A 15,273-nucleotide genomic window follows, 5' to 3' on the forward strand; every position below is an offset into this window, starting at 1 on the left:
TCAGGCGCCGACGGCGGCGTCCAGCAGCGCGGTGAGCGGGTCCGAGCCCAGCGGCCATCCGTCCAGGCTCGCCGCCGCCCGCACCCCGACCAGGCTGCTGGTGAGGAACACGGCCTCGGCCGCCCGCACCGCCTCCAGGCCGGCGGCGACCTGTTCCGTCGGCACGCCCCGCCGCGCCGCTTCGGCGATCACCGCCGCGCGCGTCACCCCGGCCAGCACGCCGCAGTCCAGCGCCGGGGTGTAAAGCCGCCCCGCCTTCAGCCAGAAGACGTTCGCCGCCGCCGCGCAGGCGACCTCGCCCGCCCCGTTCAGCATCAGCGCCTCGTCGGCCCCGGCGGCCTGCGCCTCCCGCCGGGCCAGCACATTGTCCAGGTAGGCCAGGGTCTTCAGCCGCGCGGCGGGCGAGCCCGCGTTGCGGCGCACCGTGCTGACGACCAGCCGCGCCGGGCCCGCCGGCGGCGGCGCGGGCGCAGCGGCGGCGAACATCCGCAGCCGCGGCGACGCCGGCCGTTCCAGCCCCCGCCCCCCGGAGCCCGCCGTCAGCGTCAGGCGCACCGCCCTGCGGCCCGCGGACCCCGCCACCGCGTCCCGCATCAGCGCCAGCGCCGCCGCCGCGTCCGGCGCCGGCAGGCCCAGCGCCGCGCACCCCGCGGCCAGCCGCGCCAGGTGGGCGTCGGCGTCGCGCAGCCGCCCGTCCACCGCCAGCAGGGTCTCGAACAGGCCGTCGCCCAGCGTCAGGCCGCGGTCGTCGAACGGGACCGCAGAAGCCGGCGCCGCAGCCCCCGCCACCGGGACCTCAGGCCGCCAGGCGGCGGTCGGCGGCGGCCAGGCCGGCCCTGGCGTCCACCGCCAGGCCCTGGTCCGCCAGCGCCGCCGCAAGCGCCGTCAGGCAGAGCCGCACGTGCCAGGGGGTGGCCGAGGCGCCCATCAGCCCGATCCGCCACACCTGGCCCTTCAGCGGCCCCAGGCCGGCGCCGATCTCCAGGTCCCAGTCGGCAAGCACCTTGGCGCGCACGGCGGCCTCGTCGATCCCCCGGGGCACGCGGACGGTGTTGAGCTGCGGCAGGCGGTGCTGCGGCGCGACCAGGAATTCCAGGCCCAGGGCCTCGATCCCCGCCGCCAGCGCCTCGTGCGTCCGGGCATGGCGGACGATCGCCGCCTGCTGGCCCTCCTCGAACAGCGCCACCAGGCCCTCGTGCAGGCCGTAGAGGGCGTTGATCGGGGCGGTGTGGTGATAGGTCCGCCCGCCGTCGCCGCCCCAGTAGCTCATCAACAGCTGGAAATCCAAGAGCCAGTTGCGCGGCTTCTCCGTCCGGGCGGCGATCGCCGCCTGCGCGCGCGGGCTCAGCGCGATCGGCGACAGCCCCGGGGGCGCCGAGAGGCATTTCTGGGTCCCGGAATAGATCACGTCGGCGTCCCACGCCGCGGCGTCCACCACGATCCCGCCCAGCGAGGTCACGCAGTCGACCACCGAAAGCGCCCCGTGCCGCCGCGCCGCCGCGCACAGCGCCGCCGCGTCGCTGCGCACGCCGGTGGATGTCTCGGCGTGCACGAAGGCCAGCACCTTCGCAGGCGCCTCGGCCAGCGCCGCCTCGACGCGGGCGGCGTCCACCGGCTGGCCCCACTCGTGGTCCACGACGACCGCCACGGCGCCCGCCCGGCCGGCCATGTCGGCCATCCGCCCGCCGAAGGCGCCGTTGACCGCGATCACCGCCCGCTCGCCCGGCTGCAGCAGGTTCATGATCGCCGCCTCCATCCCGGCGGTGCCCGGCGCCGGCAGCGGCACACAGGCGTAGCCCGGGGCGTTCATCAGCCGCGAAAGCCCGGCCTTGATCTCCTCCATCAGGTCCTGGAACGCCGGGTCCAGGTGGCCGATGGTGGGCCGGGCGAGGGCCGCCAGCACCCGCGGGCTGACCTCGGACGGGCCCGGGCCCATGAGAATCCGCCTGGGCGGTTGGAAGCTGTTCATCACCCCTCCGTGTAACACGCGCTGGTGATTAGGCTGGAAGAAGCCTTCGGCGCAATTGTAAGTCAGGCTCTTTTCGGAGAGTCCTGTCCCCTGAAGCGCCCGCCATGGTTCTGGAGGCTGTGGCGGGCGTGCTCAGTTCAGGATCCGCGTGCGGATCTTCTCACGCAGATCAGCATCCACGCCCAACGCTTGCTCGAGATAGCCGTCCAGGCTGCCGTGCGCGGCGCGCATCGCCTCGATGGCCGTGTCCAGGTAGCGGGCGTCCACCGACAGGATCAGCCGCAGGGCCCCCTGGTCCACCTTCCGCCCGCTCTTCGCGCCGATCCAGCCGGACATCACCTCGACGCGCCGGGCGATGCGCGCCTCGTCGTTGGTCAGCAGGTAGTCGGCCAGCAGGTCGTCGCGGCCGACGCCGGCGATATGGTGCGTCAGCGCGCAGGCCAGACCGGTGCGGTCCTTGCCCGCCGTGCAGTGCACCAGCACCGGGCCCGGCGCCTCGGCCAGCGCCCGCAGGTAGCGGGCGAACAGGTCCACATGTCGCGGGTCCGTCGGCGCCTTGCGGTAGAAGTCGCTGAGGGCCTCGTGCACCTGCTGGGGACTGCGGCCCCACTCGGCGAAGTTCCGCGCCCAGTCGGCGTCCTCGCCCCCGAGGTCGTTGTCGATCACCTGGGCGGCGAAGCCGGTCCACCGCCGTGAGGGGTCCCGCGTGCGCTCGTCGGCGCGCCGCAGGTCCACCACTACCGAGACCCCCAGCGCCTGCAGGGCGGCCAAGTCCGCGTCGGTCGCCCGCGCGTAGTTGGCGCTGCGGAACAGCAGGCCGCGCTTCACCCCCCGCCCGCAGGCGGTGTCATAGCCGCCGAAATCGCGGAAATTCTCCACGCCCTCGAGATCGAAATGCCGGTTCATGGCCGATGCCCTAACAAGCCACGCGCCGGAAATCGAGTGACACTTTGTTCCCGAAGAGACGGGAGTGCACAGAGGTGGCGGGCGGACCGGGGCCATAGATGCTCCCCCTAGGGGGAGCTGTCAGCCGCAGGCTGACTGAGGGGGTTGAAGCCCACGACGCTGCGGCTGAAACCCCCTCCACCGCTTCGCGGTCCCCCTCCCCCTGATCGCGCTTCGCGCTGGGGGAGGATCTCGCCCTCGGCGGGCAGCTCCAGGTCCTCGCGGATGCGGGCGATGGCGGCCTCGACCGGGCCGTCGAGGAAGGCCTCGAACAGGGCGTCCTCGTCCAGCCGCTCGTCCAGGCGCTCGGCGAGCGACTCGGCGGCCTCCTGCTCGGCCTCGTCGGTGAAGATCTCGCGCGAAAGGACAGCGCGGATCTGCTCCTTGCGCGCCTCGGTGCGCCGCGCGGCCGCCGTGCGGTCCAGCCGGGCCACCTCGTGGCGCTCGCGGGCGAGCTTGGCCTGCAGCGCGATCGCCAGGCGCACGCTGCGCGTCACCCGGTGGAAGGCCAGCGCCAGGGCGTCGGCCTCGGCGACGGACTTCACGGTGGCGACCTGCGCCGCAAGGTCGCGCGCAAAGGCCAGCCCAAGCTCGGCCAGCTCGCGCAGAACACGATCCTGCTCCTCGGCCGTGGCGTCGCGGTCGGACATGAACAAAAGAAGAACATATGGTCAGGCTGGAGTCAAGGATTTTCGGCGTCCTCCCCCTGGTTCCACACGTCATCGACCCATCGCGGACCTCTACTGGCCGGCCGGTGGCTTGCCCGTGAAAACCGCCAATTGAGCGTCGAAAGCCCGCCTGTAGGCGGGCCGCCCTTCGCCGCGGGCGACATAGGCGGAGAGGTTCGGACATTCATCCAGAAGGCCCGATCCGCCCAGCCTGAGCAGCACCGACACCATCAGCAGGTCACCGGCGCTAAACTCACGCTCGAGCCAGTCGGCATCGCCAAGGCGACTGGAAAGTTCGCCCAGTCGGGCACGGATGCGATCCTCGACAAGGGGAAGGCGCTGCTCGGACCAGGTCGTGTCGCGCTCCACCAGCCTGGCGATTTCGCGATCGACGATCGGCGGCTCCACCGTGCTGAGGGCAGCAAACATCCATGAGATCGCGCGCGCCCGGGCATTCGCATCGTCCGGCAGCAGGCCCGCGCGGCGCTCCGCGATATGGAACACGATCGCCCCCGACTCGAACAGCGCGAGATCGCCCTCTTCATAGGTCGGAATCTGCCCGAATGGATGAAGCGCTCGATGCGCGGCTTCCTTCATTTCACTGAACGAAAGCAGACGAACGTCGTAAGGCTGGCCGACTTCTTCCAGCGCCCAGCGAACGCGCATGTCACGCGCCAGCCCTTTGCCGCGATCGGGCGACCGTTCAAAGGCGGTGATGGTGGGGCTCACAGGGAGGGTCCGGGTTGATAGTGACCTGCCAATTTCGGTAACAGAACGCCCGCTCAGTCCGTGCTGCGGTCGACCGCGGCGTCAGGCAGTCGGGATCGGCAGACAAGGCGTCACCTCGACCCCGTCTCCGGGGAAGATGGCGAAGTGCGGATGGCCCTCGAACATTCGGGCCGCCGTCTCAAGGTCTTCCGCCTCAACGATGACATAGGCCGCGATGTTGTTCTGGGTGTCGGCGATCCCGGCGGTCGAGACCCTCTTGGTTTTGCCCAGAGGGCCGCCCGTATCGACGATCTGGCTGGCGTGACGCGCCATCCACTCGCTCCACGCCTGCATGCCCTTGGCGATTGTGGCTTGGTCGGGCTGCGTGCGTGCGCCCGGGGCGCCGGTATAGACCGCCATGAACTTCGCCATCGTATTCTCCTTGATCGCCCGCCGGTGGAGGGCCTCCGCCGCGCCAGCCGTAGGACGAACGAACCGCACCGCATCCGACAGCAGCCTCGACTTACACCAGAGGTCCGCTCTCCACCGCCGCTAGCCACCCGTCTCGGAATTTCCCAAAGTCCGGTTGCCGGGATTGGTGAGGGACCTCGCTTGCCCTCCCGGCATTATGGGTACTCAATCAGCCGCCGCCCCGCCGTGCGGCCTCGATCTTCGCCACGTCGATCCTCCCCATCGTCATCATCGCCTCGAACACCCGCTTGGCGACCGCCTTGTCCGGATCTGCGAGCCCCTCAGTCAACTGACGCGGTGTGATCTGCCAAGAGAAGCCCCAGCGGTCCTGGCACCAGCCGCACTCACTCTCCGCGCCGCCGTTGCCGACAATGGCGTCCCAGTACCGGTCGGTCTCGGCCTGGTCCTGCGTCTCGACCACGAACGAAACGGCCTCGTTCGGCTTAAATCCGGGACCCCCGTTTAGCCCCATGAAAGGCCTGCCGAGCACGGTGAACTCCACCGTCAGTTCCACGCCTTCCTCGCCGCCGGGGAACCCGCTAGGCGCCGCCATCGACGCGTCGACATGGCTGTCAGGGAACAGGCCGGCATAGAATTCCGCCGCTTTGCGCGCCTCGCCATGGTCGAACCAAAGACAGTTGATCATCTTGCCGGCCATCGTCTTCCTCTCATGCTCGGTCCGTGTCGAAACGCGTTTCGGCTTCGCCGGTTCACGCGTTGGGGGGACCCAAGCCCTGAACGTCCCTTTCCACCCATTGGAGACGGTCATCACGCGCGCGCCAGGGGTCCGGCCCTTCGGCGTATTGGTACACCCCCTAAGTCTGGGAGCCGGTGATCATGGGTCGCCGGGACGAGCCCGGCGATGACGTTCCGGGGTGGGGCGCGCGCTGCGTCCGCCCGCGCGAGGAAGGCGACTCGATCCGCCGGTCTGGCCCCCGCGGGCGCCAGGGTGCATGCTGAAGGCGAACGGCGACAAGCCTGGGAGGACGTTGATGGACGATGCAGGCGCGAACGCGACGAAGTTCACGATCTTCCGCAAGGCGGACATCCCGCCCCTGACAGAGGCGCAATTCTACGGCGGGGCCACCACCACGCCCGAACAGCGCGACAGCATGGACAAGATGCTCGCCGCGGGTTGGGCCGACGGCGAAGAGACCCGCGTCATGTTCAATGGACCCGGCTTCGCCCTCGTCCACGCCTGGTTCAAGGCGGGCTATCCGCTGCCGCTCCACAGCCACGGCGCCGACTGCCTCTATTTCATCGTCGCAGGTTCGCTGTCGCTGGGGACCGAACACCTCGAAGCCGGCGACGGCTTCTTCGTGCCGGCGAACGCGGCCTACACCTACACGCCGGGGCCGGACGGGGTGGAGGTGCTGGAGTTCCGCCACACGACGATGGTCGGCTTCCGCATCCTGGCGAAGGGGGCGGCCTTCTGGTCGAAGAGCCTGCAGCGGGTGGCCGAACACCGGGCGGACTGGAAGGCGGCGAGGCGGCCTGGCCGCGCGCAGGGGGCGGCCAACCCTCCCGCATGAGGGGAACGGCCTGAGCCTTAAATCTCATCGCGGCCAGGATGCCCGCCGTGAGATTTATGGCCCGGAAGCATCCCTGCGGATGCTTGGCGGGAGGGGCGGGGTTCGAGTGACAGCGGAGGTTCACAGTGAGGGTTGCCGCCTCTTAGCTGACGTCGTCTGATAGCCGGATGCGCCTGAACCGAATTACGGCGGGAAATTGCCGGCGGGCTGCATGGCCGGAAGGTCTTCATCCTGCGTCAGTGGGTCCGACCTGAACAGAATAGAGAATCTGGCAGCGAATACAATATTGACGGGCACGTCCGGAAAATACGTAGACCTGTAGAGTCAGGCGGCCCTGCGGATTCGCTGGCAAGACATGTTCGCCCGCAGCGGCATCGCATGCCGTCGCGTCAAAATGCGGGCCCATGCGTCAGGCGCAGGCGTCAAAGGGAGGGCGAGGGGCGACATGGCCGTGCACGGAGTCTCCCACATTGCGATCGGCGTCAGCGACCTCGACCGATCCGTCGACTTCTACCGGGACGTCGTCGGCATGCCGGTTGTCGTGAAGGAGGTCGAGACCTTCGCGCAGGGCGCCGGCATGTGGCAGGTGGGCGCGTCGCGCCGCGCGGCCTATGTGCGCTGGCGCGAAGGCCCGCAGGAGAGCTTCGTGGTGCTTGATCAGTGGCCGCCGGAGCGGCGGCCGCCCGGCGCCCCCGCCAAGCTCTTTCAACTCGGCGTCCACCATTTCGGCTTCTGGGTGGACGATGTCGAGGCGGTCCTCGAGCGGGCGCGCAAGTCGGGACACAAGGTCCTGAGCCCGCCGAGTGAAGAGGATACGAAGGCCTACGGCGAGCCCCCGGGTCAAAAGGTCCGGGCCGCCTTCATCGAGGATCCTGACGGCAATATCGTTCAGTTGGATCAGAGACTGTAAGATCGCGCCGCACTCAACGACCGTCCTAGGTTAGCATCGATCGGACGCATTGAAGGCGGGGCCAGCCTCCGGCCCAGGTGTCATAGACGGGCCTTACACGGAGAGCGGGACGACGGCAGAAGGTCCGCTGCCGGCGGCAGGCCGGACATTGGAGCAGCCAATTGAATGTCCGCTCACCGCCCCGCAGCCGCCGTTCGGACCTGAGCGCGCCGTCGGGACGAGGACGCGACTTCGCTGCGCTTGGGACCCGGGATTTGGCGCGGCGAAGCGACGGCGCGGCGAGCGACCGCCCTGCAGAACCCACGCCCCCTCCACCCCGCGCTCATCGCTGCGCCTGGCGGGCGGTCCCCCTCCCGCCGCTTCGCGGGGGAGGTAAGGCGGGGGAGCGGTAGTTCAGCGGAAGGGCGGCTCGTCGAAGCTGCGGAGCTTGCGGGAGTGCAGGGCCGGGCCTTCGCGGCGCAGCAGGTCCATGGTGGCCACGCCGATCTGCAGGTGCTGGGCGATGGAGCGTTCGTAGAAGGTGTTGGCCTGGCCGGGCAGCTTGATCTCGCCGTGCAGCGGCTTGTCCGACACGCAGAGCAGGGTGCCGTAGGGCACCCGGAAGCGGTAGCCCTGGGCGGCGATGGTGGCGCTCTCCATGTCGATCGCCACCGCGCGGCTCTGGTTGAACCGGAGCGCGGTCGAGGAGAAGCGGAGCTCCCAGTTGCGGTCGTCGGTGGTGACCACCGTGCCGGTGCGCAGGCGCCGCTTGAGCATCTCGCCCGCGTCGCCGGTCACCAGCTCCGCCGCCCGCGAGAGCGCCACCTGCATCTCGGCGATGGGCGGGATCGGGATTTCCGGCGGCAGCACCGCGTCCAGCACGTGGTCGTCGCGCAGGTAGGCATGGGCCAGCACATAGTCGCCGATGGTCTGGCTGCCGCGCAGGCCGCCGCAGTGGCCGATCATCAGCCAGGCCTGCGGCCGCAGCACCGCCATGTGGTCGGTGATGGTCTTGGCGTTGGAGGGCCCCACCCCGATGTTGACCAGGGTGATCCCGGCGCGGCCCTCGGCCATCAGGTGGTAGGCCGGCATCTGGTGGCGCCGCCACGGCGCGTCGGCCACCACCTGCACCGGGTTCTCGGTCTGCGCGGTCACCACCACGCGGCCGGCCGCCGACAGGGCCGTGTATTGCCCGCCGGCCTTCAGCTGGTCGCAGGCCCAGTTGACGAACTCGTCCACATAGCGGTGGTAGTTGGTGAACAGGATGTACTGCTGCACGTGCTCGGCCGGCGTGCCGCAGTAGTGGGCGAGCCGGGCCAGCGAGAAGTCGGTCCTCAGGCCGTCGAACAGCGCCAGCGGCCGGGCCTGCTCCACGCCGGCGTTCCACATGCCGTCGGCGATCTCGTCGCCGATGTGCGCCAGCTCGGTGGTCGGGAAATAGCGGGCGATCTCCGCGGCGCTGACGTCCGCCGCCGGAATGTCGGCGGCGTCCAGCACATAGGGGAACGGCATCTCCTGCGCCGAGCGCCCCACCTCCAGCTCCACCCCGAAATCGCGGATCAGCAGGCTGAGCTGCTCGACCAGGTAGTCCTTGAACAGGTCGGGCCGCGTCACCGTCACCGCGTAGTGACCGGGCTGGGCCATGCGCGCATAGGCCCGGCCGATGCGCGGATAGGGCTTGCCCGGCGGCCAGGCCAGCCGCAGCTCCGGATAGGCGAAGGCGCCGGACGCGCGCTCGTCCGGGCCCGGCGGCGTCCCGCCGGCCAGGAAGGTCTTCAGCGCCGCGCGCAGCGCCTCGACGCTGCGCCGGTATTCCAGGTCGAGCCGCTCGACGATGCGGGCGGCCTCGGTTTCAGGATCCATGATCAAAGCTTAGCCGACCTTGCCCAAGGTTTCGAGACGCCGTTCGCCGAAACGCATCGCAGCCAACCCAGGATGGACGCCGGCGCCCATCCCGGCGACAGTCCGCGGCTCAGTCGCGGGATCCTCCATGAATCGCAAGTTCACCGGCTTCCTCATCGCCGCCATGCTGGCCGGGATCGCCACGGGGTGGATCTGCAACCGCACCCTTTCGCCCGAGCAGGGCAAGGCGGTGGCCGAGAACCTGTCGATCGTCACCGACGTCTTCCTGCGGCTGATCAAGATGATCATCGCCCCCCTGGTGTTCACCACCCTGGTGGCCGGCATCGCCCACATGGAGGACGCCGCCGCCATCGGCCGGGTGGGGATCAAGACCATGGGCTGGTTCATCTCCGCCTCGATTGTCTCCCTGACCATCGGCCTGCTGATGGTCCACCTGCTGAAGCCGGGGACCGGCCTCTCCCTCGCCCTGCCCGACGCCGCGGCCGGCGCAGGCGCGGCGGTGGACGTGACCAAGTTCACGCTCAAGGAGTTCATCACCCACGTCTTCCCGCGCTCCATCGTCGAGGCGATGGCCAACAACGAGATCCTGCAGATCGTGGTGTTCTCGATCTTCGTGGGCACCGCCGTGTCGGCCGTCGAGCATCGGGCGCCGGCGGTGATGGCGGTGGTCGACCAGACCGCGGCCATCATGCTGAAGGTCACCGGCTATGTGATGAAGACCGCGCCGCTGGCCATTTTCGCGGCCCTGGCCTCCACCATCACCACCCAGGGGCTGGAGATCCTGGGCGCCTACGCCAAGTTCGTGGGCGGCTTCTACCTGTCGCTGGGCCTGCTCTGGGCGCTGCTGATCGGGGTCTGCGTGCTGGTGGTGGGCCCCCGCGCCCTGACGCTGATCGCCGCCATCCGCCAGCCGGCCCTGCTGGCCTTCTCCACCGCCTCGTCGGAGGCCGCCTATCCGCGGACCCTGGAGGAGCTGCAGCGCTGGGGGATCTCGCGGCGGGTGGCCAGCTTCGTCCTGCCGCTGGGCTACTCGTTCAACCTGGACGGGTCGATGATGTACTGCACCTTCGCCACCCTGTTCATCGCCCAGGTCTATGACGTGCATCTCTCCATCGCCCAGCAGATCACCATGCTGCTGCTGCTGATGGTCACCTCCAAGGGCATGGCCGGGGTGCCGCGCGCCTCGCTGGTGGTGATCGCCGCCACCCTCAGCTTCTTCAAGCTGCCGGAGGCGGGCCTGCTGCTGATCCTCGCCGTCGACCACCTGCTGGACATGGGCCGCTCGGCCACCAACGTGGTGGGCAACTCCGTCGCCGCCGCCGTCGTCGCCCGCTGGGAGAACCAGATCGAGGCGCCGGAGCCCGCGACGGCCGGCGAGCCGCTGTGATGACGAAGGGTGGGGTTCGGCGGGCTGCCTCCTACCCCTCCGCCCCCACGCCCTCGTCCCGCCTGGCCACCAGCTTGTCGAACGAGGCCCACACCCCGGCCTCGCCGTACCACTGACCCTTGGTCGCGGCCTTGGAGTATTCCGTCGCCCGCGCCTCGAAGAAGTTGGCGTGCTCCACCCCCGACAGCATCGACTGCAGCCAGGGCAGCGGGTTGGTCCTGGTCCCGTAGACCTCCGGCAACTGCAACTGGCGCAGCCGCCAGTCGGCGATGAAGCGGATGTAGGCCTTGATGTCGTCGGGCGTCATGCCCTCGATCTCGCCGGCCTCGAAGGCCAGGTCGATGAACTTGTCCTCCAGGCCCACCACCGTCTTGCAGCAGTCGACGATGTCGTCGGCGACGGACTTGGTCACCGCCTTCGTCTCGGCGTTGAAGGCGTGGTAGAGCTTGACGATCCCCTCGCAGTGCAGGCTTTCGTCGCGCACGCTCCAGGAGACGATCTGGCCCATGCCCTTCATCTTGTTGTGGCGCGGGAAGTTCATCAGCATCGCGAAGCTGGCGAACAGCTGCAGCCCCTCGGTGAAGCCGCCGAACATGGCCAGCGTGCGGGCGATGTCGGCGTCGGTGTCCACGCCGAAGGTCTGCATGTAGTCGTGCTTGTCGCGCATCGCCTGGTAGCCCAGGAAGGCCTGGAACTCCGAGTCCGGCATGCCGATGGTCTCGAGCAGCAGGGCGTAGGCGGCGATGTGGATCGTCTCCATGTTGGAGAACGCCGACAGCATCATCTTCACCTCGGTCGGTTTGAACACCCGCCCGTAGCGCTCCATGTAGTTGTCGTTCACCTCGATGTCCGACTGGGTGAAGAAGCGGAAGATCTGCGAGAGCAGGTTGCGCTCGCGGTCGTTGAGCTTGGTCGCCCAGTCCTTGCAGTCCTCGCCCAGCGGGACCTCTTCCGGAACCCAGTGCACCTGCTGCTGCTTCTTCCAGAACTCGTAGGCCCACGGGTAGCGGAACGGCTTGTAGGCGGCGGACGGCGTGAGCAGGCCAGGCAGGGCGCGGAGGTTGGCGGTCACGTGAGGGCTCTCTTCGGTCGGAATCGGGTGAGCAGGCGTCTTAACGATAGGCGCCGTTCCGCCCCAACATCTAGCGGCGAGTTGGCGCACTTACCCAATATGTTGTGAGCGGACTGGGGACGAACAAGGCGCCCTGCGGGATCGCATATGAGTCGCCGCCCCCTCCAGGTCCTCCCAGCAGCCGGGGAGGTCAATGCGGCTTGAAGCTCAGCGTGAAGGCCGCCAGCGAGTCTTCCTTGGTCTGCTGGCCCCAGATCATGTGCGCGCCCTTCACCTCGCGGTGGACATAACCCACCGAGGTCTGCCACGATCCGCGCCGCCAGCCCACGCCGACCTGGGCGTCGCCCACCAGGGCGCTGGAGGCGTCGGTGGTCCAGCCGGCCCGGTTCCAGCCGTTGTCGTCGCGCAGCACGTTCAGCCCCACCGCCCGGCCGCTGGCCGCGATGAACAGGTACCAGCGCCCGCGGTCGCCGAACGCCGCGCCGTCGCCCACGCCCAGCCGGGCCAGTTCGCGCGCCGCCCGCTGGGCGCGGCTGGCGGCGGACAGCCGCACCGTCGCCCCGGCCTCCGCCAGCCCGCCGATGTTGGTCAGGCCGAGCCCCGCATGCGGCGTCACGTCCACCGCCACGGCCCCGGCGTCGAACTTCAGCGCCGCCGGCCAGTCGCGGATCAGGGAAACCTCGTAGTCGCGGGCCTCGAACTGCGCCCGCCGCAGGTTGAGCGCCGCGCCCCCCGGCGCCTGCAGCACCCCGCCGACCGAGACCCGGATCGAATCCACCGCCCGGCCGCGCCCGGCGTCCAGGGGGACCATCCCTTGGGTCCAGACGGTCGGCCCCTGGCCGGACACATAGCTCAGGCGGTTCATCAGCGGCGCCAGGCTGTCGTCGCCCGCCTTGGCGTCGGCCGCGAAGGCGGCGATCTTCAGGGTGATGACCGGGATGGGATCGGAACCGACAGGCCTGGTCGCGGCCGAGGCCTGCGCGGCCGCCGCACAGCCCGCTGCGACGGCCATGGCGGCCAACAGCCTCATCCCCAGCCCTCCTGCGCCGCCGGTGTCGGGGCGAAAAAGCCCGACTGTCCGTCGACACCATTGCAACTGGAGAAAATCGTAAACCGTTCCATCCGCCCGCGTCATTAGGCGCGGACGTGGAACGTCACGTTTTCGCGAGGCCTACTGGCAGGCGAGGCATTCCTCGTAGTCGGTCCTCTCCGGCGCGTCGATCTGCAGCACCGCGGCCATCTCGCCGCCGGCGTGGGCCGCCCGCTGCACCGACTTGGAGCGCAGGTAATAGAGCGACTTGCAGCCCCGTTCCCACGCCTGCCAGTGCAGCATGTGCAGATCCCACTTGTCCACGTCGCCGGGCAGGAAGAGGTTCACCGACTGCGACTGGCAGACGTCCGGCGTCCGGTCGGCGGTCAGCTCGACGACCCAGCGCTGATCGAGCTCGAAGGCGGTCTTGTAGACGTCCTTCTCGTCGGCGGTGAGCAGGTCCAGGTGCTGCACCGAACCCTCGTTCTCCAGGATCCCGTCCCAGACCTCCGCGGTGTTGGCGCCCTTCTCCTCCAGCAGCCGCTCCAGGTAGGGGTTCTTCACGGCGAAGGAGCCCGACAGCGTCTTGTGGGTGTAGATGTTGGCCGGCACCGGCTCGATACCGGCGCTGGTCCCGCCGCAGATGATCGAGATCGAGGCGGTGGGCGCGATGGCCAGCTTGTGGCTGAAGCGCTCCATCACCCCGGTGTCCGCAGCGTCGGGGCAGGGGCCGCGCTCGACCGCCAGGGTGCGCGAGGCCGCGTCGCACTGGCGGCGCAGGTGCTTGAACAGCCGCATGTTCCACGACTTGGCCAGCGCGCTCTCGAACGGCACGTTCTGACCCTGCAGGAAGGAATGGAATCCCATCAGCCCCAGCCCTACCGAGCGCTCGCGCACCGCGGCGTAGACCGCATTGGCCATTTCCGGCGGCGCCCGGTCGATGAAGTCCTGCAGCACGTTGTCGAGGAAGCGCATCACGTCCTCGATGAAGGTCGGATGGTCGCGCCACTCCAGGAACTTCTCGGCGTTCACCGACGACAGGCAACAGACCGCGGTCCGCTCCTTGCCCAGGTGGTCCTTGCCGGTGTGCAGCATGATCTCCGAGCAGAGGTTCGACTGGCGCACCTTCAGCCCCAGGGCCTTCTGGTGGCTGGGCATGGCCCGGTTCACCGTATCGGCGAAGATCAGGTAGGGCTCGCCGGTCTGCAGCCGGATCTCCAGGATCTTCTGCCACAGGCTGCGGGCGTCGATCTCGCGCACCACCGCATTGTCCTTCGGCGAGCGCAGGCCGAACATCGCGCCATCGCGCACGGCCTCCATGAACTCGTCGGTGACCGAGATGCCGTGGTGCAGGTTGAGGGACTTGCGGTTGAAGTCGCCCGACGGCTTGCGGATCTCCAGGAATTCCTCGATCTCCGGATGGTGGACGTCGAGGTAGACCGCCGCCGAGCCGCGGCGCAGGCTTCCCTGGCTGATCGCCAGCGTCAGCGAGTCCATCACCCGGATGAAGGGGATGATGCCGCTGGTCTGGCCGGCGCCCTTCACCTTCTCGCCGATCGAGCGGACGCCGCCCCAGTAGGTGCCGATGCCGCCGCCGTTGGAGGCCAGGTGGACGTTCTCGTTCCAGACGCCCTGGATGCCTTCCAGGCTGTCGGGCACGGCGTTCAGGAAGCAGGAGATCGGCAGGCCGCGGTCGGCGCCCCCGTTCGACAGCACGGGCGTCGACGGCATGAACCACAGCTTTGAAATGTAGTCGTAAATCCGTTGCGCATGGTCGGCATCGTCGGCGTAGGCCGTCGCGACTCGCGCGAACATGTCCTGGTAGCTTTCGCCCGCCAGCAGGTAGCGGTCTTCGAGCGTTGTCTTGCCGAAATCGGTCAGCAGCCCATCGCGCGACCGGTCGACCTCGACCTTGCGGACCAGCTGCAGCTGCGGTCGCGCGACGGCCTCGGCAACCCGTTCAATAGACTCGGCAATCCCAACTTTCGCCGCTTCACTCATCGTCCCTGACCTATGCCCCTATAGAAACTCTGCCAGCCCCCGGCTTCGTTCCTGCCCCTATATGTTGTGTGGCCGTGCGCCAGACAACCCACATATGGGGACACGTGTCCTAATGACTCGTCAATGAGGCCGACCAGTCGGCCCCCAGGTTTTTCGTAAACCAAAGGTTAATGGGGACCCGTGGCCTCGGCAGATCAAGGGCTTGGCGATGATTGCCGCACCCCCGCTCACGACACTGTGAAGGGTCAGTTGGCCAGCGGCCAGACCAGCGAGATCAGCACCGTGCCGACCGCCAGTACGGCCAGGCTGAGCGGCGCGCCGAGACGTGGATAGTCGGAAAACCGGTAGCCGCCAGGGGCCATGACGAGGGTGTTGCACTGGTGCCCGATCGGCGTGAGGAAGTCGCTGGCGGCCCCCACCGCCACCGCCATCAGGAAGGCGTCGGGGTTGAAATGGAGCCGCTGGGCGAAGCTCGCGGCGATAGGCCCGAACACCAATACGGTGGGTGCATTGTGCATGAAGGGCGCGCTGATCATCGCCAGCAGCATGACCGCCGCCAGCGACAGGAGCGGCGGCGCAGCGCCCAGGAGATGCGACAGCCAGCCGGCCACGAGGTCTGCGCCGCCGGTCGCGTGGATCGCTTCGCCGACCGGGATCAGAGCTGCGATGAGCACCAGGACCGGTCCATCGAGCGAGGCATAGGCCTCGCGCATCCGCAAACCTCCGACCGCCACCATG

At 69.0% G+C, this 15,273-nt stretch carries 15 protein-coding genes; 3 read left to right on the top strand and 12 right to left on the bottom strand.

All coding sequences use genetic code 11. The features are described 5' to 3' along the window. The 7 genes from VGL30_RS11715 to VGL30_RS11745 form a co-directional block, all read right to left on the bottom strand. Entirely contained in the window at positions 1–789 is a 789-nt protein-coding gene (locus tag VGL30_RS11715) for an aminotransferase class IV (protein ID WP_331540126.1), read from the bottom strand. Between the two features lie 7 nt (positions 790–796). Continuing rightward, positions 797–1,969: an alanine--glyoxylate aminotransferase family protein gene (locus tag VGL30_RS11720; protein WP_331540128.1), complete on the bottom strand. Its 1,173-nt coding sequence runs from the start codon at positions 1,967–1,969 to the stop codon at positions 797–799. 132 nt (positions 1,970–2,101) lie between these two features. Beyond that, entirely contained in the window at positions 2,102–2,875 is a 774-nt protein-coding gene (locus tag VGL30_RS11725) for a tyrosine-protein phosphatase (protein ID WP_331540130.1), read from the bottom strand. A gap of 107 nt (positions 2,876–2,982) precedes the next feature. Beyond that, positions 2,983–3,564 (bottom strand): hypothetical protein, encoded by a 582-nt coding sequence (locus VGL30_RS11730; RefSeq protein WP_331540132.1) that lies wholly within the window; start codon positions 3,562–3,564, stop codon positions 2,983–2,985. Between the two features lie 90 nt (positions 3,565–3,654). Beyond that, positions 3,655–4,311, bottom strand: a complete 657-nt coding sequence (locus VGL30_RS11735) for a glutathione S-transferase family protein (RefSeq protein WP_331540134.1) — start codon at positions 4,309–4,311, stop codon at positions 3,655–3,657. An 81-nt stretch (positions 4,312–4,392) separates the two neighbouring features. Then, positions 4,393–4,722 carry a hypothetical protein gene (locus VGL30_RS11740; protein ID WP_331540136.1) on the bottom strand — a complete coding sequence of 110 codons (330 nt, stop codon included), beginning with the start codon at positions 4,720–4,722 and terminating at the stop codon, positions 4,393–4,395. 208 nt (positions 4,723–4,930) lie between these two features. Further along, positions 4,931–5,419: a VOC family protein gene (locus VGL30_RS11745; RefSeq protein ID WP_331540138.1), complete on the bottom strand. Its 489-nt coding sequence runs from the start codon at positions 5,417–5,419 to the stop codon at positions 4,931–4,933. Positions 5,420–5,753: 334 nt separating this feature from the next. Between VGL30_RS11745 and VGL30_RS11750 the strand changes: the two genes are divergently transcribed. Next, the gene (locus VGL30_RS11750; RefSeq protein WP_331540140.1) at positions 5,754–6,293 is read left to right on the top strand and encodes a hypothetical protein; all 540 of its coding nucleotides are present in this window, start codon (positions 5,754–5,756) and stop codon (positions 6,291–6,293) included. Positions 6,294–6,738: 445 nt separating this feature from the next. Next, a complete protein-coding gene (locus tag VGL30_RS11755) occupies positions 6,739–7,203 on the top strand; it encodes a VOC family protein (RefSeq protein ID WP_331540142.1) in 465 nt (154 codons plus the stop codon). Positions 7,204–7,596: 393 nt separating this feature from the next. Here VGL30_RS11755 and VGL30_RS11760 read toward each other — a convergent pair whose 3' ends face one another. Then, positions 7,597–9,045, bottom strand: a complete 1,449-nt coding sequence (locus VGL30_RS11760; RefSeq protein ID WP_331540144.1) for an AMP nucleosidase — start codon at positions 9,043–9,045, stop codon at positions 7,597–7,599. Between the two features lie 127 nt (positions 9,046–9,172). Here VGL30_RS11760 and VGL30_RS11765 point away from each other — a divergent pair, with 127 nt between their 5' ends. Further along, a complete protein-coding gene (locus VGL30_RS11765; protein WP_331540146.1) occupies positions 9,173–10,432 on the top strand; it encodes a dicarboxylate/amino acid:cation symporter in 1,260 nt (419 codons plus the stop codon). 31 nt (positions 10,433–10,463) lie between these two features. Here the strand turns inward: VGL30_RS11765 and VGL30_RS11770 are convergent, their stop codons facing one another. From VGL30_RS11770 to VGL30_RS11785, 4 genes are all read right to left on the bottom strand, one after another. Further along, positions 10,464–11,504, bottom strand: coding sequence for a ribonucleotide-diphosphate reductase subunit beta (locus tag VGL30_RS11770; protein ID WP_331540148.1), 1,041 nt, complete (start codon positions 11,502–11,504; stop codon positions 10,464–10,466). A 190-nt stretch (positions 11,505–11,694) separates the two neighbouring features. After that, complete coding sequence (locus VGL30_RS11775) at positions 11,695–12,534, bottom strand: lipid A-modifier LpxR family protein (protein ID WP_331540150.1); 840 nt, start codon at positions 12,532–12,534, stop codon at positions 11,695–11,697. Between the two features lie 141 nt (positions 12,535–12,675). Then, positions 12,676–14,535 (bottom strand): ribonucleoside-diphosphate reductase subunit alpha, encoded by a 1,860-nt coding sequence (locus tag VGL30_RS11780; RefSeq protein WP_331540152.1) that lies wholly within the window; start codon positions 14,533–14,535, stop codon positions 12,676–12,678. A gap of 245 nt (positions 14,536–14,780) precedes the next feature. Further along, the coding region (locus VGL30_RS11785; RefSeq protein WP_331540154.1) for an SLC13 family permease at positions 14,781–15,273 on the bottom strand (493 nt) is incomplete at its 5' end.

Source organism: Phenylobacterium sp., from assembly GCF_036502675.1.
Lineage (GTDB): Bacteria > Pseudomonadota > Alphaproteobacteria > Caulobacterales > Caulobacteraceae > Phenylobacterium.

Bases quoted from the DNA above. Each gene is read 5' to 3' on its own strand.
- VGL30_RS11780 (WP_331540152.1), bottom strand. From the start codon at position 14,535: ATGAGTGAAGCGGCGAAAGTTGGGATTGCCGAGTCTATTGAACGGGTT.
- VGL30_RS11750 (WP_331540140.1), top strand. From the start codon at position 5,754: ATGGACGATGCAGGCGCGAACGCGACGAAGTTCACGATCTTCCGCAAG.
- VGL30_RS11755 (WP_331540142.1), top strand. From the start codon at position 6,739: ATGGCCGTGCACGGAGTCTCCCACATTGCGATCGGCGTCAGCGACCTC.
- VGL30_RS11765 (WP_331540146.1), top strand. From the start codon at position 9,173: ATGAATCGCAAGTTCACCGGCTTCCTCATCGCCGCCATGCTGGCCGGG.
- VGL30_RS11760 (WP_331540144.1), bottom strand. From the start codon at position 9,045: ATGGATCCTGAAACCGAGGCCGCCCGCATCGTCGAGCGGCTCGACCTG.
- VGL30_RS11775 (WP_331540150.1), bottom strand. From the start codon at position 12,534: ATGAGGCTGTTGGCCGCCATGGCCGTCGCAGCGGGCTGTGCGGCGGCC.
- VGL30_RS11740 (WP_331540136.1), bottom strand. From the start codon at position 4,722: ATGGCGAAGTTCATGGCGGTCTATACCGGCGCCCCGGGCGCACGCACG.
- VGL30_RS11720 (WP_331540128.1), bottom strand. From the start codon at position 1,969: ATGAACAGCTTCCAACCGCCCAGGCGGATTCTCATGGGCCCGGGCCCG.
- VGL30_RS11730 (WP_331540132.1), bottom strand. From the start codon at position 3,564: ATGTCCGACCGCGACGCCACGGCCGAGGAGCAGGATCGTGTTCTGCGC.
- VGL30_RS11725 (WP_331540130.1), bottom strand. From the start codon at position 2,875: ATGAACCGGCATTTCGATCTCGAGGGCGTGGAGAATTTCCGCGATTTC.
- VGL30_RS11745 (WP_331540138.1), bottom strand. From the start codon at position 5,419: ATGGCCGGCAAGATGATCAACTGTCTTTGGTTCGACCATGGCGAGGCG.